This is a genomic window from Nocardioides silvaticus (genome assembly GCF_003160695.1).
In the GTDB taxonomy this organism is placed as follows: Bacteria; Actinomycetota; Actinomycetes; order Propionibacteriales; family Nocardioidaceae; genus Nocardioides; species Nocardioides silvaticus.
Genome location: NZ_QGDD01000002.1, coordinates 607857 through 629357, shown reverse-complemented (window position 1 = coordinate 629357; position 21501 = coordinate 607857). Strand labels below are relative to the sequence as shown.

General features: G+C 71.7%; 20 protein-coding genes and 1 riboswitch. Of the genes, 15 read left to right on the top strand and 5 right to left on the bottom strand.

Annotated elements, in window-relative coordinates:
• The first annotated feature begins 10 nt into the window (after window positions 1-10).
• From DJ010_RS07885 to DJ010_RS07830, 12 genes are all read left to right on the top strand, one after another.
• A complete protein-coding gene (locus DJ010_RS07885; protein ID WP_109693049.1) occupies window positions 11-1954 on the top strand; it encodes an acetoacetate--CoA ligase in 1944 nt (647 codons plus the stop codon).
• Window positions 1951-3294 (top strand): hemolysin family protein, encoded by a 1344-nt coding sequence (locus DJ010_RS07880; RefSeq protein ID WP_109693048.1) that lies wholly within the window; start codon window positions 1951-1953, stop codon window positions 3292-3294. Before DJ010_RS07885 ends, DJ010_RS07880 begins: the two co-directional genes overlap by 4 nt.
• Window positions 3287-4351 (top strand): hemolysin family protein, encoded by a 1065-nt coding sequence (locus DJ010_RS07875; RefSeq protein WP_109693047.1) that lies wholly within the window; start codon window positions 3287-3289, stop codon window positions 4349-4351. Before DJ010_RS07880 ends, DJ010_RS07875 begins: the two co-directional genes overlap by 8 nt.
• A 30-nt stretch (window positions 4352-4381) precedes the next feature.
• Window positions 4382-4999, top strand: a complete 618-nt coding sequence (gene clsA, locus DJ010_RS07870; RefSeq protein ID WP_109693175.1) for a cardiolipin synthase ClsA — start codon at window positions 4382-4384, stop codon at window positions 4997-4999.
• Window positions 4936-5892, top strand: coding sequence for a DUF881 domain-containing protein (locus DJ010_RS07865; RefSeq protein WP_158282968.1), 957 nt, complete (start codon window positions 4936-4938; stop codon window positions 5890-5892). Before clsA ends, DJ010_RS07865 begins: the two co-directional genes overlap by 64 nt.
• Window positions 5889-6221, top strand: a complete 333-nt coding sequence (locus DJ010_RS07860; RefSeq protein ID WP_109693045.1) for a small basic family protein — start codon at window positions 5889-5891, stop codon at window positions 6219-6221. The genes DJ010_RS07865 and DJ010_RS07860 overlap by 4 nt, the downstream gene beginning before the upstream one ends.
• The gene (locus DJ010_RS07855; protein ID WP_109693044.1) at window positions 6214-7008 is read left to right on the top strand and encodes a DUF881 domain-containing protein; all 795 of its coding nucleotides are present in this window, start codon (window positions 6214-6216) and stop codon (window positions 7006-7008) included. Before DJ010_RS07860 ends, DJ010_RS07855 begins: the two co-directional genes overlap by 8 nt.
• Window positions 7009-7021: 13 nt before the next feature.
• Window positions 7022-7408, top strand: a complete 387-nt coding sequence (gene gcvH / locus DJ010_RS07850) for a glycine cleavage system protein GcvH (RefSeq protein ID WP_109693043.1) — start codon at window positions 7022-7024, stop codon at window positions 7406-7408.
• A 60-nt stretch (window positions 7409-7468) separates the two neighbouring features.
• Complete coding sequence (locus tag DJ010_RS07845) at window positions 7469-7975, top strand: zinc-ribbon and FHA domain-containing protein (RefSeq protein ID WP_109693042.1); 507 nt, start codon at window positions 7469-7471, stop codon at window positions 7973-7975.
• Window positions 7976-7980: 5 nt separating this feature from the next.
• Window positions 7981-8712 (top strand): transcriptional regulator FtsR, encoded by a 732-nt coding sequence (gene ftsR, locus DJ010_RS07840; RefSeq protein WP_109693041.1) that lies wholly within the window; start codon window positions 7981-7983, stop codon window positions 8710-8712.
• Between the two features lie 32 nt (window positions 8713-8744).
• Complete coding sequence (locus tag DJ010_RS07835; RefSeq protein WP_109693040.1) at window positions 8745-9212, top strand: bifunctional nuclease family protein; 468 nt, start codon at window positions 8745-8747, stop codon at window positions 9210-9212.
• A 151-nt stretch (window positions 9213-9363) separates the two neighbouring features.
• Window positions 9364-9963 carry a MerR family transcriptional regulator gene (locus tag DJ010_RS07830; RefSeq protein WP_109693039.1) on the top strand — a complete coding sequence of 200 codons (600 nt, stop codon included), beginning with the start codon at window positions 9364-9366 and terminating at the stop codon, window positions 9961-9963.
• Between the two features lie 2 nt (window positions 9964-9965).
• Here DJ010_RS07830 and DJ010_RS07825 read toward each other — a convergent pair whose 3' ends face one another.
• Window positions 9966-11033: an NAD-dependent epimerase/dehydratase family protein gene (locus DJ010_RS07825; RefSeq protein WP_109693038.1), complete on the bottom strand. Its 1068-nt coding sequence runs from the start codon at window positions 11031-11033 to the stop codon at window positions 9966-9968.
• Between the two features lie 65 nt (window positions 11034-11098).
• Window positions 11099-11190, top strand: a riboswitch (glycine riboswitch).
• A 73-nt stretch (window positions 11191-11263) separates the two neighbouring features.
• Between DJ010_RS07825 and gcvP the strand changes: the two genes are divergently transcribed.
• Entirely contained in the window at window positions 11264-14149 is a 2886-nt protein-coding gene (gene gcvP / locus DJ010_RS07820) for an aminomethyl-transferring glycine dehydrogenase (protein WP_109693037.1), read from the top strand.
• 117 nt (window positions 14150-14266) lie between these two features.
• On the top strand, window positions 14267-15421 hold the full coding sequence (locus DJ010_RS07815; protein WP_245927330.1) for an alcohol dehydrogenase catalytic domain-containing protein: 1155 nt from the start codon (window positions 14267-14269) through the stop codon (window positions 15419-15421).
• A gap of 33 nt (window positions 15422-15454) precedes the next feature.
• Here DJ010_RS07815 and DJ010_RS07810 read toward each other — a convergent pair whose 3' ends face one another.
• From DJ010_RS07810 to DJ010_RS07800, 3 genes are read right to left on the bottom strand one after another with little or no spacing between them, the layout of a single operon-like run.
• On the bottom strand, window positions 15455-16834 hold the full coding sequence (locus DJ010_RS07810) for a metallopeptidase TldD-related protein (RefSeq protein ID WP_109693035.1): 1380 nt from the start codon (window positions 16832-16834) through the stop codon (window positions 15455-15457).
• Window positions 16831-18351: a TldD/PmbA family protein gene (locus DJ010_RS07805; protein WP_109693034.1), complete on the bottom strand. Its 1521-nt coding sequence runs from the start codon at window positions 18349-18351 to the stop codon at window positions 16831-16833. The genes DJ010_RS07810 and DJ010_RS07805 overlap by 4 nt, the downstream gene beginning before the upstream one ends.
• A 9-nt stretch (window positions 18352-18360) precedes the next feature.
• Complete coding sequence (locus tag DJ010_RS07800) at window positions 18361-19740, bottom strand: DNA recombination protein RmuC (RefSeq protein WP_211318693.1); 1380 nt, start codon at window positions 19738-19740, stop codon at window positions 18361-18363.
• Window positions 19741-19822: 82 nt separating this feature from the next.
• Here DJ010_RS07800 and DJ010_RS07795 point away from each other — a divergent pair, with 82 nt between their 5' ends.
• Window positions 19823-20719: an oxidoreductase gene (locus DJ010_RS07795; protein ID WP_109693032.1), complete on the top strand. Its 897-nt coding sequence runs from the start codon at window positions 19823-19825 to the stop codon at window positions 20717-20719.
• Between the two features lie 24 nt (window positions 20720-20743).
• Here the strand turns inward: DJ010_RS07795 and DJ010_RS07790 are convergent, their stop codons facing one another.
• Entirely contained in the window at window positions 20744-21487 is a 744-nt protein-coding gene (locus DJ010_RS07790; RefSeq protein WP_109693031.1) for a peptidylprolyl isomerase, read from the bottom strand.
• Window positions 21488-21501: the final 14 nt, after the last annotated feature.

Genomic DNA, 21501 nt, shown 5'->3' with positions numbered 1-21501 from the left:
AGTTCGGCACATGCTTGCACCGGACTGGAAGCCGCCGGCCGACGACCCCGCGCGGCCGTATCGGATCGAGGAGCTCGCCCGCCTCGCGTCGACGCCCGCCTACGCAGGACGCCAGCTGTCCGCCTCCGGCGTCGAGGAGTACGACGAGCTCTGGCGATGGTCGGTCGACGACCTCGACGCGTTCTGGCGTTGCGTCGCGGAGTTCCTCGGTCACGACCTGCCCGGTCCGGCCCTCGCCGAGGAGCGGATGCCCGGCGCGGTCTGGTTCCCCGAGGCGCGGGTCAACTACGCCAAGGCCCTGCTCGAGGGCCGCCCGGCCGACGAGGTCGCGGTCGTCGGGCTCTCGGAGGACCCCGGGGCGGGGCGCGAGCTGACCTGGGGCCGGCTGCGGGACGAGGTCGCCGGCTTCGCGGCCCGGCTTCGCGAGCTCGGGGTCGGCAAGGGCGACCGCGTCGTCGGCTACCTGCCCAACACCCCCGAAGCGGTCGTCGCCCTGCTCGGCACGGTCAGCCTCGGCGCGATCTGGTCGGTGTGCGGGATGGACTACGCGGCGTCCGCGGCACTGGCCCGGTTCGAGCAGCTCGAGCCGAAGGTGCTGGTGTTCGCGTCGTCGTACGTCCACGGTGGCAAGCAGCACCAGCGGGCCGGCGTGGTCGCCGAGCTGCAGGCGGCGTTGCCCACGCTCGAGCGGTCGATCGACGTCGGCGACTTCGAGTGGGCCGACGCGGTCGGCAGCGACCCGGTGCCCGAGCTCGACTACGCCGAGGTCGAGTTCGACCACCCGCTGTGGGTGCTGTTCTCCTCCGGCACCACCGGCAAGCCGAAGGGCATCGTGCACGGGCACGGCGGGGCGATGCTCGAGCAGGCCAAGGTCGCGGCACTGCACTTCGACCTCGGGCCGGGGGAGCGGCTGTTCTGGTACACGACGCCCTCCTGGATGATGTGGAACTTCGTCGTGGCGGGCCTGCTGACCGGCGCCTCGATCGTGACGTACGACGGCAGCCCCGCCCACCCGTCCCCGGACCAGCTGTGGGCCATCACCGCCGAGCACGGGGTGACCGCGACCGGGATGAGCCCGGCGTACGTCGCCGCCTGCCAGAAGGCCGCGGTCGGACCGAAGAACCACGACCTCACGCGGCTGCGCCGGGTCGGCATCTCGGGCTCGACGTTCCCGGCCGTCAGCCACCGGGCGCTGGCGGCCGACCTGCCGCCGGCCGTCCAGATCGCCTCGATCAGCGGCGGCACCGACGTCGTCAGCGCGTTCGTCGGTCCGGCGCCGACCGTCCCGGTGTGGGCCGGGGAGCTCTCGCGGCCGTGCCTCGGCGTCGCCGTCGACGCCTACGACGAGAGCGGGGCGCCGGTGCGCGGCGAGGTCGGGGAGCTGGTCATCACCCGGCCGCTCCCGTCGATGCCGGTCATGTTCTGGAACGACCCGGACGGTGCGCGCTACCACGACGCGTACTTCGACACCTTCCCCGGCGTCTGGCGGCACGGCGACTGGATCACCCTCACCGACCACGGCTCGGTGGCCATCCACGGCCGGTCCGACGCCACGCTCAACCGCAAGGGCATCCGGATGGGCAGCGCCGACATCTACGAGCCGGTCGAGGCGCTCCCGGAGATCAGGGAAGCGCTCGTGATCGGCATCGAGCGACCGGACGGCGACTACTGGATGCCGTTGTTCGTCGTGCTGGCCGACGGGGTCGAGTTCGACGAGGCGCTGCAGGCACGGATCAACGACGCCATCCGCACCCACGCCTCACCCCGGCACGTGCCCGACGTGGTCATCGCGGCCCCGGGCGTCCCGCACACGCGCACCGGCAAGAAGCTCGAGGTGCCGGTGAAGAAGGTGCTGCTCGGCCAGGACCTCAGCGGTGCCCTCGACCCCGGCAGCGTCGACGCCCCCGAGCTGCTCGAGTGGTATGCGGAGATCGGTACGCTGCACCGACCATGACGACCGCTCTGCTGTTGCTCGGGATCGCCCTGTTCCTCATCGTGGCCTGCGGGTTGTTCGTCGCCGCCGAGTTCGCCTTCGTGACCGTGGACCGCAGTCAGGTCGACCGGGCAGCGGCGGCAGGCGACGGTGGTGCCGCGGGTGTCCAGCTGGCGCTGCGGTCGCTCTCGACCCAGCTGTCGGGCGCGCAGGTCGGGATCACGGTCACCAACCTCGGCATCGGCTTCCTGGCCGAACCGGCGATCGCCGAGCTGCTGCGCGACCCGCTCGAGGCTCTGGGCCTCGCCGAGGAAGCCGTCACCCCTGTCGCGCTGGCAACGGGTCTGGTGGTCAGCACCGTGCTGACGATGCTCATCGGGGAGCTGGTCCCGAAGAACGTCGCGCTGGCCGTGCCGCTGGCCACCGCCCGCGCGACGCAACGGCCGATGCGTGCGTTCACCGCGAGCATCCGCGGGCCGATCCGCCTGCTCAACGGGTCCGCGAACGCGATCGTCCGGTGGTTCGGCATCGAGCCGCAGGAGGAGCTCCGCTCGGCACGGAGCTCGACAGAGCTGGCCTCCCTCATCCAGCGCAGTGCCGACGTCGGGACGCTCGACGCCGATACCGCCGAGCTGATGGAGAGGTCGGTCGAGTTCGGCACGCGCACCGCCGGCGAGATCATGACGCCGCGGGTGCGCACGCGGTCCCTGGAGACGAACGACCGGGCGAGCGCGGTCATCGACCTCGCCCGCGAGACCGGCCACTCGCGGTTCCCGGTCCTCGACGAGCAGGACGCGGTCGTCGGCACGGTGCACGTGAAGAACGCCGTCGCACTCCCGGTGCCCGAACGCGCGACGACCAAGGTGAAGCACCTGATGGTCAAGCCCACCGAGGTGCCCGACACCCTCCGGCTCGACCCGCTGATGGCGCTGCTGCGCAAGGACGGCTTCCAGATGGCCGTCGTGCTCGACGAGTACGGCGGGCACGCGGGCATCGTCACCCTCGAGGACGTGGTCGAGGAGATCGTCGGCGACATCGCCGACGAGCACGACCGGCTGGGACACCGGGGTCGCCTGCGTCGTGACGGCAGCTGGTCGCTCTCGGGGCTGCTGCGCCCCGACGAGGTGGAAGACCTCACGGGGACGCCGCTGCCGGAGGGCGAGGACTACGACACCATCGCCGGGCTGGTGCTGAAGGGCCTGGGCCGGATCCCGACGTCGGGTGACAGCGTCGTCGTGCCGCTGGTCGCCTCGGGGGACGAGGGTCCGGACCGTGAGGCCGTCCTGACCGTGGAGCACATGGACGGGCTGCGGATCGACCGGTTGGCGCTCCGGGTCCAGGACGCGGGTCCCCATGAGTGACCTCGCCGCGGTGCTCCTCGCCGTGTTCCTGCTCGGGGCCAACGCGTTCTTCGTCGGCGCGGAGTTCGCCCTGCTGTCCGCGCGCCGCAGCCAGATCGAGCCGCGCGCCCAGCAGGGCTCGCGTCTCGCCCGGACCACCCTGCGGGCGATGGAGCAGGTCTCGGACATGATGGCGGGTGCCCAGCTGGGCATCACGATCTGTTCCCTGGGCCTGGGCGCGGTCGGCGAGCCGGCGGTCGCCCACCTGCTCGAGCCCGGCCTCCACGCACTGGGCGTGCCCGACGATGCGTTGCACCCGATCGCGTTCGTGGTGGCGATGACGGTCGTCGTCTACCTCCACGTCGTGCTCGGCGAGATGGTGCCGAAGAACATCGCCATCGCCGGCCCCGACCGGTCGGCGCTGATCCTCGGCCCTCCGATGCTCGGGATCGTCACCCTGCTGCGCCCGCTCATCGCGGTGATCAACGGGATGGCCAACGGCATCCTCCGGCTCCTGCGGATCGACCCCAAGGACGAGGTGAGCTCGACCTTCACCCGCGAGGAGGTCGCGGCGCTGGTCGAGGAGTCCCGGGGCGAGGGGCTACTCGCCAAGGACGAGTACGACCGGCTGGCGGGGGCGCTCGGGTTCACGGAGAAGACGGTGGCCGGTGTCATGATGCGGCCGGAGTCGCTCACCACCGTCCGCCGCGGAGCCACGGGGGCCGACGTCGAGGCCGTGTGCGGCGCGACCGGTTTCAGCAGGTTCCCCGTCGTCGACGGCGGCGGGGAGAGCGGCGACCGGCTGATCGGCTACCTGCACATCAAGGACGTGCTGGAGCCGGACGAGGAGCGCCGGCACCGGCCGATCGCGGACCGCTGGGTGCGGCCGTTCGCCACGGTGGGGGAGGACGCGCTCCTCCACGACGTGCTCGAGCACCTGCAGCGCCGCGGCGCCCACATGGCGCGGGTCGTGACGCCGGACGGGCAGACGCTCGGGGTGGCCGCGCTCGAGGACGTCATCGAGGAGCTGGTGGGTGAGATCCGCGACGCGGCGCACTCCGACGAGTCCGGCCCATGATCGGGACGGGGGGAAACTAGGGTGTCGTCCGTGGCCGACACACGTGAGGAAGGTTCCAGGGGCTCCGACGCCGTCCTCACCCTGCCCAACCTGCTGAGCGGCCTCCGGCTGCTGGGCGTGCCCCTGTTCCTGTGGCTGGTCCTCGGGCCCGAGGAGGACGCCTGGGCGCTGGTCGTGCTGATGGTCTCGGGTGTCACCGACTACCTCGACGGCTGGCTCGCCCGCAAGCTCGACCAGCAGTCGACGCTCGGGCAGATCCTCGACCCGGTGGCCGACCGGCTCTACATCCTGGCCGTCGTGGTCGGCCTGGGGATGCGGGAGATCATCCCGTGGTGGCTCGCCGTGTCGCTGCCGCTGCGCGACCTGCTGCTGTGGGGGCTGGTGCCGCTGCTGCGGACACGCGGCTACAGCGCCCTGCCGGTGCACTTCGTCGGGAAGGCCGCCACCTTCAATCTGCTGTACGCCTTCCCGCTGCTGCTCCTGGGAGACGGCGACGGCACCGTCGCCACCCTCGCCCAGCCGTTCGGCTGGGCGCTCGCGCTGTGGGGCATCGGCCTCTACTGGTGGGCCGGCCTCCTCTACGCGTGGCAGGTGCGCAAGCTGCTCGCCACCACGGAGCGTCGTACGGCGCGCGCGGCGGGCTCCTGATGGCCGACGGCTCGACCGACCGGTCCGGCGGTGACGCCGCCGCCCGGGTGCGGACGCCGCTGCTGGAGCTGATCACCGCCGAGGCGCTCGAGCGCGACTACCAGATGGTCGCCCAGCGCCGGGTCGCCTCGGGTGGGACGCCGCACGGCAAGGACCAGGTGCCCGGCCGGATCGGTGTCGTCGCGGTCGTCGCGGTCTTCGGCGTCATGCTCACGGTCGCCGCCGTGCAGACCTCGGCCAACGCCGACGAGGACAGCGCGAGCCGGGAGGACCTGATCGAGCGGATCGACGCCCGGCGCGACATCGTGCAGGACCGGCAGCGCAGGATCGCCGACCTGCAGGAGGACAACGCCGAGGCCGAGCGCCGGCTGATCGCGACCGGCGACGCGGTCAACGACGTCGAGGGCAGGGCGGCCGACCTCGGCGGCACCACCGGCTTCACCGCGGTGACGGGGGAGGGCATCCGGATCGAGATCGACAACGCGCCTGCCGCCGACCCCGACACCGAGCACGTCCGCGACTCCGACCTGGCCCTGCTCGTCAACGCGCTCTGGACCGCCGGTGCGGAGGCGATCGCCGTCAACGGCCAGCGAGTCTCGGCCAGCACGTCGATCCGCAACTCCGGCACGGCCATCGAGGTGAACTCGATCGGCATCGCGCCGCCGTACGTCGTGCAGGCGATCGGGGACACCTCCACGCTGTCGTCCCGGCTGGTCGAGACGTCGAGTGGTGCAGCGTTCGCGGTGCTGGCCGGTGACTACGGCTGGACCTACGACGTGGACAATGTGGACGAGATGCGGCTGCCTGCCGCGCCCAGCAGCCTCCGCCAGCTACGGTCGGCCACGCTGCTGACCGACAGCGACCGACCGCCGGAAGGAGACGGGAAGCCGTGATCGCAGTTCTCGGCCTGCTCGTCGGCATCGTGCTCGGGTTCCTGGTGCAGCCGGACGTCCCGCTGGGGCTCGAGCCCTACCTCCCGATCGCGGTCGTCGCCGCGCTCGACGCCGTCTTCGGTGCCCTGCGCGCGTACCTCGACGGCATCTTCGACGACAAGGTCTTCGTCGTCTCCTTCATCAGCAACGTGGTGATCGCTTCCGGGATCGTCTACCTCGGCGACCGGCTCGGCGTCGGCGGCCAGCTCTCCACCGGCGTCATCGTCGTGCTCGGGATCCGGATCTTCACCAACGTCGCCGCGATCCGGAGGCACGTGTTCCATGCCTGACGCACCGGACGCACCGGACACACCGGACGCATTGGGCGCAACCGACCCGACCGACGCACCTCAGGAGGCGCCCAGCACCCGCCAGCGCCTCCTCGCCGGGCTGTTCCGTCCTTCCCGCAGCCAGATCGTCGTCGGGGTGCTGCTGGCGGTGCTGGGGTTCGCTGCCGTCACCCAGGTGCGGCTCACCGAGACCGACGACAGCTACTCCGGTCTGCGGGAGCAGGAGCTGATCGACATCCTCTCCGCGCTCGCCGGCACCCGGCAGCGCGCCGAGCAGGAGATCGCCGAGCTCGAGGAGGTCCGCGACGAGCTCCTGGACGACACCAGCGCCCGCCAGGCCGCGCTCGAGCAGGCGCAGCAGGACGTCGACGAGCTCAGCATCCTGGCCGGCCTGGTGCCGGTCACCGGCCCCGGCATCCGGATCACGATCGTGGAGGAGACCGGCCGGGTCACGCTGTCCTCGCTGCTCGACACCATCCAGGAGCTGCGGACCGTGGACGCCGAGGCGATGCAGCTCAACGGCACGGTGCGGATCGTCGCTGAGACCTCGTTCGAGGAGACCGAGGGCGGGTTCCTCGTGAACGGCGAGCTGGTCGAGGCGCCGTACGTCCTCGACGTGATCGGGGAGCCGTCGACCCTGGCCTCCTCGCTGGAGTTCCTCCTCGGACCTCGGGCCCAGCTGGAGGACGACGGCGCCGTGGTGCAGGTCGACCAGCTGACGTCGATCGACATCGAGTCGGTCGCCGATCCCGACGATCCTGACTTCAGCGCACCCGACCCCGGTTAGTAGCCTTCGGGCCATGACCCCTGATGACCTCAAGTACACGGTCGAGCACGAGTGGCTGCGGACGCCGGGAGAGCAGCCCGGCTCGGTCCGGGTGGGCATCACCGACTACGCCCAGGACGCCCTCGGCGACATCGTCTACGTCTCGCTGCCGGAGGTCGGCACGACGCTGACGGCCGGCACCGCGTGCGGCGAGCTGGAGTCCACGAAGTCGGTGAGCGACGTCTACGCACCGGTCGCCGGCGAGGTCGTCGCCCGCAACGAGTCGCTCGACGCGACGCCCGAGCTGGTCAACAGCGACCCGTACGGCGAGGGCTGGCTGTTCGAGGTCGTGCCCGCGGACGCCGCCGAGGTCGACCAGCTGCTCGACGCATCGGCGTACCAGACCCACACCAAGGCCTGACCGTGTAGGTTCGAACCATCGACCTCAACCTCACCCTGAGGGAACGATCGAGGAGAACTGATGCCCTTCTGCACCGCGTGCGGTCGGCAGAACCCGGACGACGCCCGGTTTTGCTCCCAGTGCGGCACCCGTCTGGTCGCACCCGAGCCGACCATCGACCCCAGCGACGCCACCGCGACGATCAGCTTCACCGGCAGCGAGAAGGTCGACACCTCCGGCAGCCTGAGCCCGGTCGACGCCGCGGCGGTCGACGCGCTGCCGGTCGGCTCGGCCCTGCTGGTCGTCCAGAAGGGGCCGGGAGCCGGGAGCCGGTTCCTCCTCGACCAGGACGTCGTGAACGCGGGGCGCCACCCCGACAGCGAGATCTTCCTCGACGACGTCACCGTGTCCCGGCGGCACGCGATCTTCAACCGCTCCGGTGACGGCTACACGGTGAGCGACGTCGGCAGCCTCAACGGCACCTACGTCAACCGCGACCGCATCGAGACGGTGGCACTGACCGACAGCGACGAGGTCCAGATCGGGAAGTACCGGCTGGTCTACTTCGCCGGGCACGAGGACGCCTGACTCCCGTGGGGGCGCAGTCCGCCGAGCACCACGAGGCACTCCTCAACATCGGTCAGGTCCTCGACCTGCTGCGCCCGGACTTCCCGGACATCACGATCCCCAAGATCCGGTTCTGGGAGGCCGAAGGGCTCATCAAGCCGCAGCGCACACCGGCCGGCTACCGGAAGTTCTCCGCGCACGACGTCGACCGGCTGCGGTACGTGCTGCGGATGAAGCGCGACCACTACCTGCCGCTCGGCGTGATCCGGGAGCACCTCGACGCGATGGACCGGGGCCTCGAGCCGCCCCAGATCGACGAGGTCGTCCCGACGGTGCCGAAGGTGGCGATGACTCCCGACGGCATGCCGTCAGCGGAGTCCTTCCGGCGCACCGACAAGTTCCGACTGTCCCGCAAGGAGCTGGTGAAGATCGCGGAGATCGGCGAGGACCTGCTCGGGCAGCTCGAGGAGTTCGGCCTGATCGCCGCCGGACCGACCGGCCACTACGACACCGACGCCCTGGTCATCGCGCAGGCCGCCAAGGAGCTGGCCGGGTACGGCCTGGAGCCGCGCCACCTACGGGCCTTCAAGACGGCCGCGGACCGCGAGGTCGGCCTGGTCGAGCAGGTCGTCGCCCCGGTCCGCAAGGGCCGCGACGCGTCGGCCTCCGCCCGCGCGGAGGAGGCCGTCAGCGAGATCGCGGCGCTCACGGTGCGGCTGCACGCGACCTTGGTGAAGGCGGGGCTCCGCCGCCTCTAGCTCCCCTTCCGGCGCGGAGTAGGGTGGATCGCATGCGCGAGGTCGACGTGATGGGTGTGCGGGTGGAGATGCCCTCCAACCAGCCGATCGTGCTGCTGCGCGAGGTGTCGGGTGATCGCTACCTGCCGATCTGGATCGGCGCGGTCGAGGCCACCGCCATCGCGTTCGCCCAGCAGGGCGTGGTGCCGCCCCGTCCGCTGACGCACGACCTGATGAAGGACATCCTCTCCGCGACCGGCAACGAGCTGACCCAGGTGCGGATCACCGACGTCAAGGACGGCGTCTTCTACGCCACCCTCGTCTTCGGCTCCGGCGCCGAGGTGAGCGCGCGGCCGTCCGACTCGATCGCGCTGGCCCTGCGGACCGGCACCTCGATCTACTGCGCCGAGGACGTCCTCGACGAGGCCGGGCTGGCCGTCCCGGCCGAGCAGGAGGACGAGGTCGAGCGGTTCCGGGAGTTCCTCGACCATGTCTCGCCGGAGGACTTCGAGGCCCATTGAGCCGTACCGGCGCCCACTAACCCTCAACTGGAGGGTGAGAGTTGCGACACGCCGGGTGAGGGTCTTTGACCATGGCTCGCACCGCGCCGTACCTTGATGTGTCGGCCCCGGAAGGGGCCGGCGCCAGACCACCACTCCACCGGAGGACCGCGTGAACGAGCACCAGCCCGACAGCCAGGCTGCTGACGTCGCCGCCGGCGTCGCCGAGGAGCAGGGCCTGCTCTTCACCGACGACGTGTCGCCGCTCCCGAGCGACCTGGGCTACCGCGGTCCGACCGCCTGCAACGCCGCCGGCATCACCTACCGGCAGCTCGACTACTGGGCCCGCACCGGCCTGATCGAGCCCAGCGTGCGCAGCGCCACCGGCAGCGGGTCGCAGCGGCTCTACAGCTTCCGCGACATCCTCATCCTCAAGGTGATCAAGCGGCTCCTCGACGCGGGCATCTCGCTGCAGCAGATCCGCACCGCCGTCACCCACCTGCGCGAGCGCGGCACCGACGACCTCACCCAGGTCACGCTGATGAGCGACGGCGCCTCGGTCTACTACTGCACCAGCAACGACGAGGTCATCGACCTGCTGCAGGGCGGCCAGGGCGTGTTCGGCATCGCCATCGGCGGCGTCTGGCGCGAGATCGAGGGCACCCTCGCCGAGCTGCCCAGCGAGCACGCCGCGCAGGAGCCCGCCGAGTCGGCCGAGCCGGCCGCCGGTGACGAGCTGGCTGCGCGTCGCGCGGCCCGCAACGCCGGCTGACCCTAGGGTCGCTCCCGGCTGCTGACCGGGCCCCGCCGGACGGCGGTGGCCAGCTGCGCCGTGACCGACCGCGGGCGCAGCACTGCACTTCGGTCCGACGCGGCGCTCCGCATGCCCTCGAGGGTCTCCTCGAAGACGGACACCGCGTCCTTGGTCGGAGCCCAGCCCAGCTCGCGCCGGGCGCGGGAGGAGTCGAGGAGGGGCAGCCCGAAAGCCAGGTCGAGCCAGCCGGGGTCGACCTGCTGGAGCCGCGCGTGCCAGGCCGCGGCCATCATCGGCCGCAGCACCGCGGCCGGCACGTGCACGGGTCGGGCACCGAGCGCCCGCGCGATGTGCTCGGTCGTCAGGGGCGGGTCGGCCGCCAGGTTGAACGCACCTCCCGCTCGTTGCACCAGCGCGGACTCGATCGCGGCGGCGACGTCGTCGCTGTGCACCAGCGGCATCCGGAGCCCGCGGTCCATCGGCAGGACCGGCAGCCAACCGAGCGCGCGGGCCGGGACCAGCCCGGGCACTCCGTACCGGAGCAGCGCGCTGCCGGCGCGTCGCTGCCCGACGATGCCGGGCCGCATCCGGGTGACGACGGTGCCGTGGCCGGCGGCCTCGTGCGCGTCGAGCATCCGCTCCGCGGCGGACTTGGTGCGGCCGTACCAGGAGCTGTCGATGCCGCCGGTCGGCCAGCTCTCGTCGACCGGCTGGTCGTCGGCCTTCGCCGAGTACGCGCCGATCGAGGACAGGTGCACCAGGTGCGGCACCGCCGTGGCGGCGACGGCGTCGATCACCCGCCGAGTGCCGCCCAGGGCCAGCTCCTCGAGGTAGCGCTCGTTGTGGGACGGTTGGAAGCCCCAGGCCAGGTGCACCACGGCGTCCGCGCCCTCGAACGCAGCGCGCAGCGCGGGGACGTCACGCTCCTCGGTGAGGTCGACCGACACCCAGCGGACGCCCGGGCCCGCGAGCTCCTCGGCAGGCACTCGTCGCGCCACCCCGACCAGCTCGTGCTCGCCGGAGCCGCTGAGACGACGGAGCAACGCCGACCCGAGGTTGCCGCTGGCGCCCGTGATCGCCACCCGCATGGTTCCTCCCTCACTCGCCGAAGGAGTTCCGGTACCCGGGGTCGCGGCTGATAGTCTCGATGTGCTGATCCCGCGCGGGAGAGTCTGGGCCTCGACCCAGCGCCGAAGGGGCAAATCCTCCCCGGAACCTCTCAGGCACCAGGACCGCGCGGCCGGGCGACTGTGGAACCGCGGCGTTGCGGTGACAGAGGGGGAGGGCGACGAGATCGACCGATCCCGAGGAGCCTTCCTTGTCCGACCTCCCCACGCTGTCCGAGCTCGACGGGGCCCTCCCGTTCGTCGATCGCCACCTGGGGCCGGACGAGGCCGCGGTCGCTGCGATGCTCGACCGCCTCGGCTACGACTCGGTCGGCGCGCTGATGCAGGCAGCCGTGCCGGCGGGCATCCAGACGTCGGCGCCGCTGGAGCTGCCGGCGGCGCTGAGCGAGGCCGCGGTCGCCGAGGAGCTGCGCGGACTGGCCGGCGCCAACCGGCCCGGTGAGCCGATGATCGGACTGGGCTACCACGCCACGGTGACGCCGCCCGTGATCCGGCGCAACGTGCTCGAGGACCCGAGCTGGTACACCGCCTACACGCCGTACCAGCCGGAGATCTCGCAGGGTCGGCTCGAGGCCCTCCTCAACTTCCAGACGATGGTCAGCGACCTCACCGGTCTCCCGATCGCGGGCTCGTCGCTGCTCGACGAAGGCACCGCCGCCGCCGAGGCGCTCGCTCTCGTGCACCGTGCCCAGCGGAGCGCGAAGGGCCCGGTCGTCATCGACGCCGACGCGCTGCCGCAGACGATCGACGTGGTGCGCACCCGGGCCGAGGCGATCGGCACCGAGGTCGTCGTCGCCGACCTGACCGAGGGACTGCCGGACGGCGACGTCGCCGGCGTCCTCATCCAGTACCCCGGCGCCTCGGGACGGGTGCTCGACCCGAGGCCGCTCATCGAGTCCGTGCACGAGCGCGGCGGCCTTGCCATCGTCGCGGCCGACCTGCTGGCCCTCACGCTGCTGGCGTCCCCCGGATCGCTCGGAGCCGACGTCGTCGTCGGCTCCAGTCAGCGCTTCGGCGTCCCACTGTTCTACGGCGGCCCGCACGCCGGCTTCATGAGCGTGAGCGCAGGGTTGGAGCGGCAGCTGCCGGGCCGGCTGGTCGGCGTCTCGCTCGACGCGGAGGGGCGCCCGGCATACCGGCTCGCCCTGCAGACCCGCGAGCAGCACATCCGGCGCGACAAGGCGACCTCCAACATCTGCACTGCCCAGGTGCTGCTCGCCGTGACCGCGTCGATGTACGCCGTCTACCACGGACCCGAGGGCCTGCGGCAGATCGCGACCCGCACCCACCGGTACGCCGCCGTGCTGGCCCGGGCGCTGAGCGACGCCGGCCTCCCGCCGCTGCACGACCGGTTCTTCGACACCCTGACGGTGCCGGTGCCGGGTCGCGCGGCCGCCGTGGTCGCCGCCGCCCGCGACGAGGGCGTGCACCTGCGGCTCGTCGACGCCGACACGGTCGGGCTGTCGACGTCGGAGAGCACCGACCGCGCGACGGTGGCGGTGGTGCTCCGCGCGTTCGGCGTCGAGGCCGTCGACGTGGACGACCTCGACCGCTCGACCGGCGAGGCGCTGCCCACCGACCTGCGCCGCACGACCGACTTCCTGACCCACCCGGTCTTCAACACCCACCACAACGAGACGTCGATGCTCCGCTACCTGCACCGGCTGTCGAGCCGCGACTACGCGCTCGACCGGGGCATGATCCCGCTCGGCTCCTGCACGATGAAGCTCAACGCGACCACCGAGATGGAGCCGGTGTCGCTGCCGGGCTTCGCCGACCTGCACCCGTTCGTGCCGGCCGAGGACGCCGAGGGCTACCGCCGACTGGTCGACCAGCTCGAGGAGTGGCTGGCCGAGGTGACCGGCTACGACAAGGTCAGCATCCAGCCCAACGCCGGCTCCCAGGGCGAGTTCGCGGGGATGCTCGCCATCCGCGCCTACCACGACGCCAACGGTGACCACCAGCGTCGGGTCTGCCTGATCCCGTCATCGGCCCACGGCACCAACCCGGCCTCGGCGGTGATGGCCGGGATGCAGGTCGTCGTGGTGAAGGCGGAGGGCGACGGCACCGTCGACCTGGCCGACCTGCGGGCGAGGTGCGAGGAGCACGCCGACACGCTGGCGGCGATCATGGTCACCTACCCGTCGACCCACGGGGTCTACGAGGAGGACATCGCCGAGCTGTGCGAGATCGTCCACGAGCACGGCGGCCAGGTCTACATCGACGGCGCGAACTTCAACGCGCTGCTCGGGTACGCCAAGCCCGGCCAGTTCGGCGGCGACGTCTCCCACCTCAACCTGCACAAGACGTTCTGCATCCCGCACGGCGGCGGGGGCCCGGGCGTGGGACCGGTCGCGGTGCGCGCCCACCTCGCGCCGTACCTGCCCTCGCACCCGATGCACCCGGAGGAGGCGAAGCGCGACGGCGTGGGGGCGATCAGCGCGGCGCCGTACGGCTCCAGCGGCATCCTGCCCATCTCGTGGGCCTACGTGCGGCTGATGGGTGGCGAGGGCCTGACCCGTGCCACGGCGGTCGCGGTGCTGTCGGCCAACTACGTCGCGGCGCGGCTGGGGGAGCACTTCCCGGTCCTCTACCGCGGCGAGACCGGCCTGGTCGCCCACGAGTGCATCCTCGACCTGCGCGAGATCACCAAGCAGACGGGGGTCACCGTCGACGACGTCGCCAAGCGGCTCATCGACTACGGCTTCCACGCGCCGACGATGTCGTTCCCCGTGGCCGGGACGCTGATGGTCGAGCCGACGGAGTCCGAGGACCTCACCGAGATCGACCGGTTCTGCGACGCGATGGCCGCCATCAGGGGCGAGATCGACAGGGTCGCGTCGGGGGAGTGGGCCGTCGAGGACAGCCCGCTGCGCCAGGCGCCGCACACCGCCCGCCACCTGGTGGGGGTGTGGGACCGCGTCTACAGCCGGGAGGAGGCGGTGTTCCCGGCCGGCATCACCGGGTCGAACGACGCAGGTGACAAGTACTGGCCGCCGGTGGCGCGCATCGACCAGGCCTACGGCGACCGCAACCTGGTCTGCTCCTGCCCGCCGGTGGAGGCCTACGCCGACTGACGAGTGGATGGGCCGCCGGGGGCGGGGTATCTGCCGGGGGACAGCGCAGGAGATCGCGTACCTCGACGGAAAGCGGGTCCATCCATGAAGGCAGTGACGTGGCAGGGAGTCCACGACATGAGGGTCGAGGAGGTCCCGGACCCACGGATCGAGCAGCCGACGGACGCGATCATCAAGGTGACCTCGACCGGGCTGTGCGGGTCCGACCTGCACCTCTACGAGACGTTGGCGCCGTTCATGGAATCCGGCGACGTGGTCGGGCACGAACCCATGGGTATCGTCGAGGAGGTCGGCGCCGATGTCACCGACCTCGCCGTCGGTGACCGGGTCGTAGTGCCTTTCAACGTGTGCTGCGGCTCCTGCTGGATGTGCGAGCAGAACCTCTACAGCCAGTGCGAGACGACCCAGAACCACGAGCACGGCACCGGGGCCAGCTTCTTCGGCTACAGCAAGCTCTACGGCCAGGTCCCCGGCGGTCAGGCCGAGTACCTGCGGGTGCCCTATGCCGACTTCCTCCCGGTCAAGGTGCCGCACGAGCACGACGACGACCGGTTCCTGTTCCTCTCCGACGTTCTGCCCACCGCCTGGCAGGCGGTGAAGTATGCGGCCGTCCCCGACGGCGGGACGTTGCTCGTGCTCGGAGCCGGCCCGATCGGCGACATGGCCGCACGGATGGGGGTCGAGGCCGGCTACCGCGTGATCTCGGTCGACCGCATCCCCGAGCGACTCGCCAGGGTCGCAGCCTTCGGAGCAGAGCCGCTCGACCTCGACGAGGCGGAGCAGGTCGGCGGTGTCGCCGACGTCGTCCGGGAGTCCACCGACGGACGGGGCCCGGACTCGGTGATCGACGCGGTCGGCATGGAGGCGCACGGGTCGCCCGCTGCCGGCCTGGTCCAGAAGTTCGCCGGCATGCTCCCCGACGCCGTCGCCGAGCCGCTGATGAAGAACGCCGGCCTGGACCGGCTCGCGGCCCTCTACACCGCGATCGACGCCGTCCGCCGCGGCGGCACCATCTCGATCTCGGGTGTCTACGGCGGCGCCGCCGACCCGATGCCGATGATGCAGCTCTTCGACAAGCAGGTCCAGCTCCGGATGGGGCAGGCGAACGTCCGCGCGTGGACCGACGAGCTGCTCGCGAAGCTCGTCGACGACGACCCGTTCGGTGTCGACGGCTTCGCGACCCACCACCTCCCGCTGGAGGAGGCACCGAGCGCCTACAGCCACTTCCAGAAGAAGGAGGAGGGCATGGTCAAGGTGGTCTTCCGGCCGTGACGGAGGGGCGTCAGCCCGAGGCTGCTGCCTGCCTCACGTCGCTTGCGACACGCTCGACATGTTGAAGTCGGGGATCCGTAGGGCTGGGGTCACGGTCCGGGGGAAGTAGTCGCTCCACTCGCGGCTCAGGCTGCGGGTGGAGGCGGACGCGTGCGAGAACCGGCCGAGCAGGTCGACCGGGCTCTCGTTCCAGCGGAAGTTGTTGACCGCGCCGGTGATCTCGCCGTTCTCCACGAGGTAGACGCCGTCACGGGTCAGTCCGGTGAGCAGCAGGCTCTGGGCGTCGACCAGCCGGATGTACCAGAGGGACGTCACCAGCAGTCCGCGCTCGGTGCCGGCGACGAGGTCGTCGATGGTGCCGGTCGCGCCGTCGATCTCGAGCACCAGGTTGTCGACGTACGGCGTGGCCGGCTGGCCGGTCATCGCTGCGGTGTGGCGCGTCTGCACGAGGGCGGCGAGCTCGCCGTCGCGGATCCAGTCGGTGCGCTCCAACGGCAGCCCGTTGTCGAAGACGGAGTGGTCGGAGCTCGACGCGCCGACGGCGACGAACGGGGCGGACTCGGCGCCGGCGAGCATCGGGTCGGAGGCGAGGTTCACCCCGGCTGCGGCGATCCGCTCACCGATCCGGGTGCCGGTCGGGCGCTGGCTGTAGACGGACTGGCCTTCCCAGGCGTCGCGGGCGCCGGCGTACCAGTAGGTGTCGACCATGAGGTCGGCGAGCGAGGTGGGCGGCAGGATCGTGTCGTAGCGCCCGGCCGGGAGGTCGAGCCGCCGCTGGGCCCAACCGAGCCGACGGGCGAGCTCGTCGTCGAGCGCGAGCGGGTCGATGTCGGTGAAGTCGCTGGTGGCGGCGCCGACCCACGCGCTGGAGGTGAGGGCGGCGTCCTTGGCGGTGCAGGTGAACGTCCCGGTCGGCTGCACGTGCCGGAGACGGAGCCCGGTGCTGGACCCGAGGTAGGTCGTGGTCACGTCGTGGTCGACGAAGCCGTAGAGGATCCGCCCGGCGTCGGCGGCCCGCCCGAACGCCTCGCCCAGCGCCGGGGCGACGGTGTCGTAGACGGTGATGTCGGTGGGCACGGCCGGCTCGTCCCAGTCGGGCGAGGTGCGGTCGCGGACCAGGGGGTTGTCGTCCTCGGCCGGTGCGGCCGCTCGCGCGGCGGCGTCGGCGGCTGCGACGATGGCGTCGATCTCGTCGGTCGTGGTCGCGCTGCCGCTCGTCGAACCCGCGGCGATCCCGCCGTCCTTCGCGACGAACGAGACCACCGTGGCGCTGCGGCCCGTCATCTGGCCGTTGGTCGTGAGCGTGTTGCCGGCCCAGCGCAGGTTGGCGCTCGTGCTGTCGCGCACGATCACCAGGCAGTCGTCGGTCGTCGATGCGGCGAGCGCGCGCTCGACCAGCTCCTGCGGGGTCACTGGCCGCCCTCCTCGGTGGTGTTGAGGATCCTCACGTCGCGGAACAACGCGGTCGGGCAGCCGTGGCTCACCGCAGCCACCTGGCCGGGCTGGGCCTTCCCGCAGTTGAACGCGCCGCCGAGCATCCACGTGTCCGGGCCGCCGACGGCCTCCATCGATCCCCAGAAGTCGGTGGTCGTCGCCTGGTAGGCGACGTCGCGCACCTGGCCGGCCAGCCGGCCGTCGACGATCCGGAAGAACCGCTGCCCGGTGAACTGGAAGTTGAACCGCTGCATGTCGATCGACCACGACTTGTCGCCGACGACGTAGATCCCGCGCTCGACCCGGGCGATCAGGTCCTCGGTGGTGGGGCCGTCCGGGTCCGGTTGCAGCGACACGTTGGCCATCCGCTGGATCGGGATGTGACCGGGGGAGTCGGCGAAGGCGCAGCCGTTGGAGCGTCCGGCGTTCAGCTCGGGCATCAGCGCCGCCATCGACCGGTCCAGCTGGAACCCGACGAGGGTCCCGTCGCGCACGATGTCCCACTGCTGGGTCGCCACGCCCTCGTCGTCGTAGCCGATGGTCGCCAGGCCGTGCTCGACGGTGCGGTCCCCGGTGACGTGCATGACCGGGCTGCCGTAGCGCAGGGTGCCGATCTGGTCGGGGGTGGCGAAGCTGGTGCCGGCGTAGTTGGCCTCGTAGCCGAGCGCCCGGTCGAGCTCGGTGGCGTGGCCGATCGACTCGTGGATGGTCAGCCACAAGTTGGAGGGGTGGATCACCAGGTCGTAGCGGCCGGCCTCGACGCTCGGCGCCTTGAGCTTGTCGGCCAGCAGCCCAGGCACCTCGTCCAGCTCGGCGTCCCAGTCCCAGGCACCGTCGGACGGCCCACCCACGACGTACTCCCAGCCGCGGCCGACCGGGGGAGCGATGCTCGCCATCGAGTCGAAGACCTCCGAGGTGCCGCCCATGGCCTCGAAGCCGGGCTGCAGCCGGACCCGCTGCTGGGTGGTGCGGGTGCCGGAGACATCGGCGTAGTACTTGTTCTCCTGGACGGCGTAGAACGACGCGGTCGCGTGGTCGACCGCAGCGCCCCGGCACAGCCGCGCCGTCCAGTCGGCCAGCACAGCGGTCTTGTCGGCCGTGGGCACGCCGAACGGGTCGACGGCGTACGACGACACCCAGGTCACGTCGTCGTGGACCGGCTCGGGCGCCAGCTCGACCGGCGTGGTGGTCATCGTGGCCGCGACCTTCGCGACGGCCACCGCGGTGTCGGCGACCCGGGCCGCCTCGTCCTCGGTGAGGACGACACCGGACGCGAAGCCCCAGGCACCGCCGTGGACCACACGCACCGCGAAACCGATCGTGTCGACATCGGCCGCGCCTTGCAGCGCTCCGTCACGCACCAGGATCCGCTGCGAGCGGATCCGCTCGAACCGGAAGTCCGCGTGACCGGCGCCCAGCTCCGACGCGCGGGCCAGGGCGACGTCACCGAGCCTGCGGTAGGGGAGGGCGAGGAAGGAGGGGTCGACCTCGGGCATGAGGAGAACCTAGCCCGCGTCGTGCTCCGGATGCTCGACGACGTCGGTCTCGGGGATGTCGAAGTCGAAGGTCAGCTCTTCCCGCTCGATGTCGGCGATCGCCTCGAAGTCGCCGCTGGTGAGGGCGCGGGGTGCCTCCTCGATCACCGCCGGCGCGGTGATCTGCGCGGCCAGCGGCTCGGCTGCGTTGAGCTTGCGCGCCGCCGGGAGCACCGACCGCTCGAGCGACCCGGTGAAGGCGTTGTAGTCCTTGACGCTGCGCTGGATGGACCGGCCCAGCTTGTCGACGTGGTCGGCGAGCTTGACGATGCGCCGGTAGAGGACCTGGCCGAGCTCGAACAGCTGCTGGGCGTCCTCGGTGAGCGCCTCCTGCTTCCACGTGAACGCGACCGTCTTGAGCATGCTCCAGAGGTTGGTCGGCGTGGCCAGCACGATGCCCTGCTGGAACGCGTGCTCCATCAGCGAGGGGTCGACGTCGAGAGCCGCGTTGAGCAGCTGCTCGTTGGGGATGAACGCCACCGTGAACTCGGGGCTGACGGGCAGGCCGGTCCAGTAGCCCTTCTTGGCGAGGCTGTCGACGTGGCTGCGCACGCGCTTGGCGTGGTCGAGCAGCAGCCGCTGCCGGGCCTCGGGCTCGATGCCCTCGCGCTGGGCGTCCATGAACGAGTTGTAGGGCGCCTTGGCGTCGATCGCCATCTGCTTGCCGCCGGGCAGGTTGATGACCATGTCCGGACGCCGTTCGCCGGAGTCGGCGTCGACGGAGTGCTGGAGCTCGAAGTCGACCCGGTTGAGGAGGCCGGCCGTCTCCACCAAGGTGCGCAGCTGGGTCTCGCCCCAGGCGCCGCGGACCGAGTTGTTCTTGAGCACCGAGGCCAGCGTGTCGGCGGCCTTGCGGGACTCCTCGACGGACTGCTGGGTGTGCCGGATCTGGGTGGCGAGCTCCGCGTGCTGGGCGACCCGGGACTTCTCGAGGTCGTCGACCTTGCGCTGCATCGAGCGGAGGTGCTCCACCACCGGCGTGAGGGTCTTGAGGACCTGGGTCTGGCTCGTCTCGGAGCGCTCGCGCTCCTGCTGCTGGGCCCGGTGGTGGGCCATCAGCTCCTCCTGCTGCGCCCGGTGCTGGGAGACCGCCTCCCGGTGCTGCTCACGCGCCGCGGCGAGCGCGTCGCGCAGCTCGTCGAGGCTGGCCTGGGCGCCGGCGAGGTCGGACTGGACCTGCGCCCTCGCCTCGGCCGCCTCCCGGCGCACCTGCTCGAGCTCGGCCTCGTGTCGTGCCGCGAGCACGTCCAGGGACGGGCCGGCAGAGGCCGAGGAGGGAACCGCCCGAGCGCGGAGCACCCAGCCGCCGACGACGCCGAGCGCGCCGCCGACGAGGAGCCCGAGGAGCAAGAGACCGATCGTTTCCATGATGGGACCAGTCAATCAGCCGGGTCCGTCGAAACCGGGGACCTCGACTCCCTAGTCTTGGGCCATGCGCCCGTGGACCGCCGTGCCGCCCCAGCCCGGTCGCAGGTTCGTCGTCACGGGCGCCAACGGCGGCATCGGCTTCCAGGTCGCCCGGATCCTCGGGTCCCGCGGCGCCGAGGTGGTGCTGGCGTGCCGCAACCTCGAGAAGGGCGAGGCCGCGGCGCGCCAGGTGCCGGGGTACGACGCGGGGCGGGTCAGCGTCCGTGAGCTCGACGTGTCCGACCTCGGCTCCGTGCGCGCGTTCGTCGACGCGTTCCTGGACGAGCACGACGGGCTCGACGTGCTCGTGAACAACGCGGGCGTGCTGGGCGCGCCGTACGGCCTGACGGCGGACGGGGTGGAGACCCACTTCGCGACCAACCACCTCGGCCACTTCGCGCTCGCCAACCTGCTGCTGCCGCGGATCCGCGACCGGGTGGTGGTGACCAGCTCGCGGGAGCACCGCAGCGGGAGCGGCCTCGACGTCGACGACGTCAACTGGGAGCGGCGCCCCTACCGGGTCTTCGCCGCCTACGCGCAGTCCAAGCTGGCCGACCTGCTCTTCATGTCCGAGCTGCAGCGCCGGCTCACCGGCGCGGGATCGGAGGTCAGGGCGGTCGGCGCGCACCCGGGCGCGTCGTCGACGAACATCACCAGCGGCACCGGCAACCCGGTCATCACCTGGATCGGTTACCACGGGCAGAAGCTGGTCAGCATGCCCGCCTGGCGCGGCGCGCTCTGCACCGTCTACGCGGCCACGATGGACGTCCCGGGCGACACCTACATCGGGCCGCACGGCCGGCTCGAGCTGCACGGGTGGCCGGCGCCGGCGCGCCGCAGCAAGGCGGCCTCCGACCCGGTGCTGGCCCGCCGGTTGTGGGAGGTCTCGGAGAAGCTCAGCGGCGTGACGTTCCCGCTCTGAGCCCGCTGAGCTCGTCCAGAACCGTCAGTCGAGGGTGGCGGTCTCGAACGTGATCTCGGTGTTGGGCGTGCCGTCCTCGGGACCCATCACGGGCGTGACTCCGGCCTCCGCCGCCTCGGCGATCGCGTCGACGGTCTCCTGGTCGGCCGTGCCGAACACGGTGTACTCCGGGCCGAGCGCGGTGTCGCCGAAGCAGATGAAGAACTGCGAGCCACCACTGTCGGGGTCCTGCGCCCGGGCCATGGCCAAGGTTCCCGCGGGATAGGTCTCGGTGCCGTCGTACTCGGCGGGGATCGTGTAGCCCGGGCCGCCGGAGCCGGTGCCGGTCGGGTCGCCGCACTGCAGCACCTGGAAGCCCTGGCTGACCGTCATCCGGTGGCAGGTGGTGCCGTCGTAGAAGCCCTGCTCGACCAGCGACACCATCGAGTTCGTGGTGCACGGCGTCCGGTCGCCGTCCAGGGTCAGGTCGAACTGGCCGATCGTGGTCTCGATCGACACCTCCACCTCACCGGACGTCGTCGGCGTCGCGGGCGGGAGCTCGACGTCGCTGGCCGTGCCGTCAGAGACGTACTCGCACTCGGTGGCGCCGCCGGCGTCGGACTCGCTCTCGGTCCCGGTCGCCGTCGGGTCCTCGGTCGTCTCGCTCGCAGTCGAGGAGTTGTCGCTGGCCTCGTCCTCGGGGTCGTCGTCACCGCAGGCGGCGAGCCCGAGGGCGAGGACGAGGGCGGTGGCGGCGAGGGCCGGACGGGTGAAGGTGCGAGCACGCATGCGGGGCAGCGTAG

Bases quoted from the DNA above. Each gene is read 5' to 3' on its own strand.
- DJ010_RS07845 (WP_109693042.1), top strand. From the start codon at position 7,469: ATGCCCTTCTGCACCGCGTGCGGTCGGCAGAACCCGGACGACGCCCGG.
- DJ010_RS07790 (WP_109693031.1), bottom strand. From the start codon at position 21,487: ATGCGTGCTCGCACCTTCACCCGTCCGGCCCTCGCCGCCACCGCCCTC.
- DJ010_RS07815 (WP_245927330.1), top strand. From the start codon at position 14,267: ATGAGGGTCGAGGAGGTCCCGGACCCACGGATCGAGCAGCCGACGGAC.
- DJ010_RS07875 (WP_109693047.1), top strand. From the start codon at position 3,287: ATGAGTGACCTCGCCGCGGTGCTCCTCGCCGTGTTCCTGCTCGGGGCC.
- DJ010_RS07885 (WP_109693049.1), top strand. From the start codon at position 11: ATGCTTGCACCGGACTGGAAGCCGCCGGCCGACGACCCCGCGCGGCCG.
- DJ010_RS07795 (WP_109693032.1), top strand. From the start codon at position 19,823: ATGCGCCCGTGGACCGCCGTGCCGCCCCAGCCCGGTCGCAGGTTCGTC.
- DJ010_RS07880 (WP_109693048.1), top strand. From the start codon at position 1,951: ATGACGACCGCTCTGCTGTTGCTCGGGATCGCCCTGTTCCTCATCGTG.
- gcvH (WP_109693043.1), top strand. From the start codon at position 7,022: ATGACCCCTGATGACCTCAAGTACACGGTCGAGCACGAGTGGCTGCGG.
- DJ010_RS07825 (WP_109693038.1), bottom strand. From the start codon at position 11,033: ATGCGGGTGGCGATCACGGGCGCCAGCGGCAACCTCGGGTCGGCGTTG.
- DJ010_RS07835 (WP_109693040.1), top strand. From the start codon at position 8,745: ATGCGCGAGGTCGACGTGATGGGTGTGCGGGTGGAGATGCCCTCCAAC.
- DJ010_RS07805 (WP_109693034.1), bottom strand. From the start codon at position 18,351: ATGCCCGAGGTCGACCCCTCCTTCCTCGCCCTCCCCTACCGCAGGCTC.
- DJ010_RS07855 (WP_109693044.1), top strand. From the start codon at position 6,214: ATGCCTGACGCACCGGACGCACCGGACACACCGGACGCATTGGGCGCA.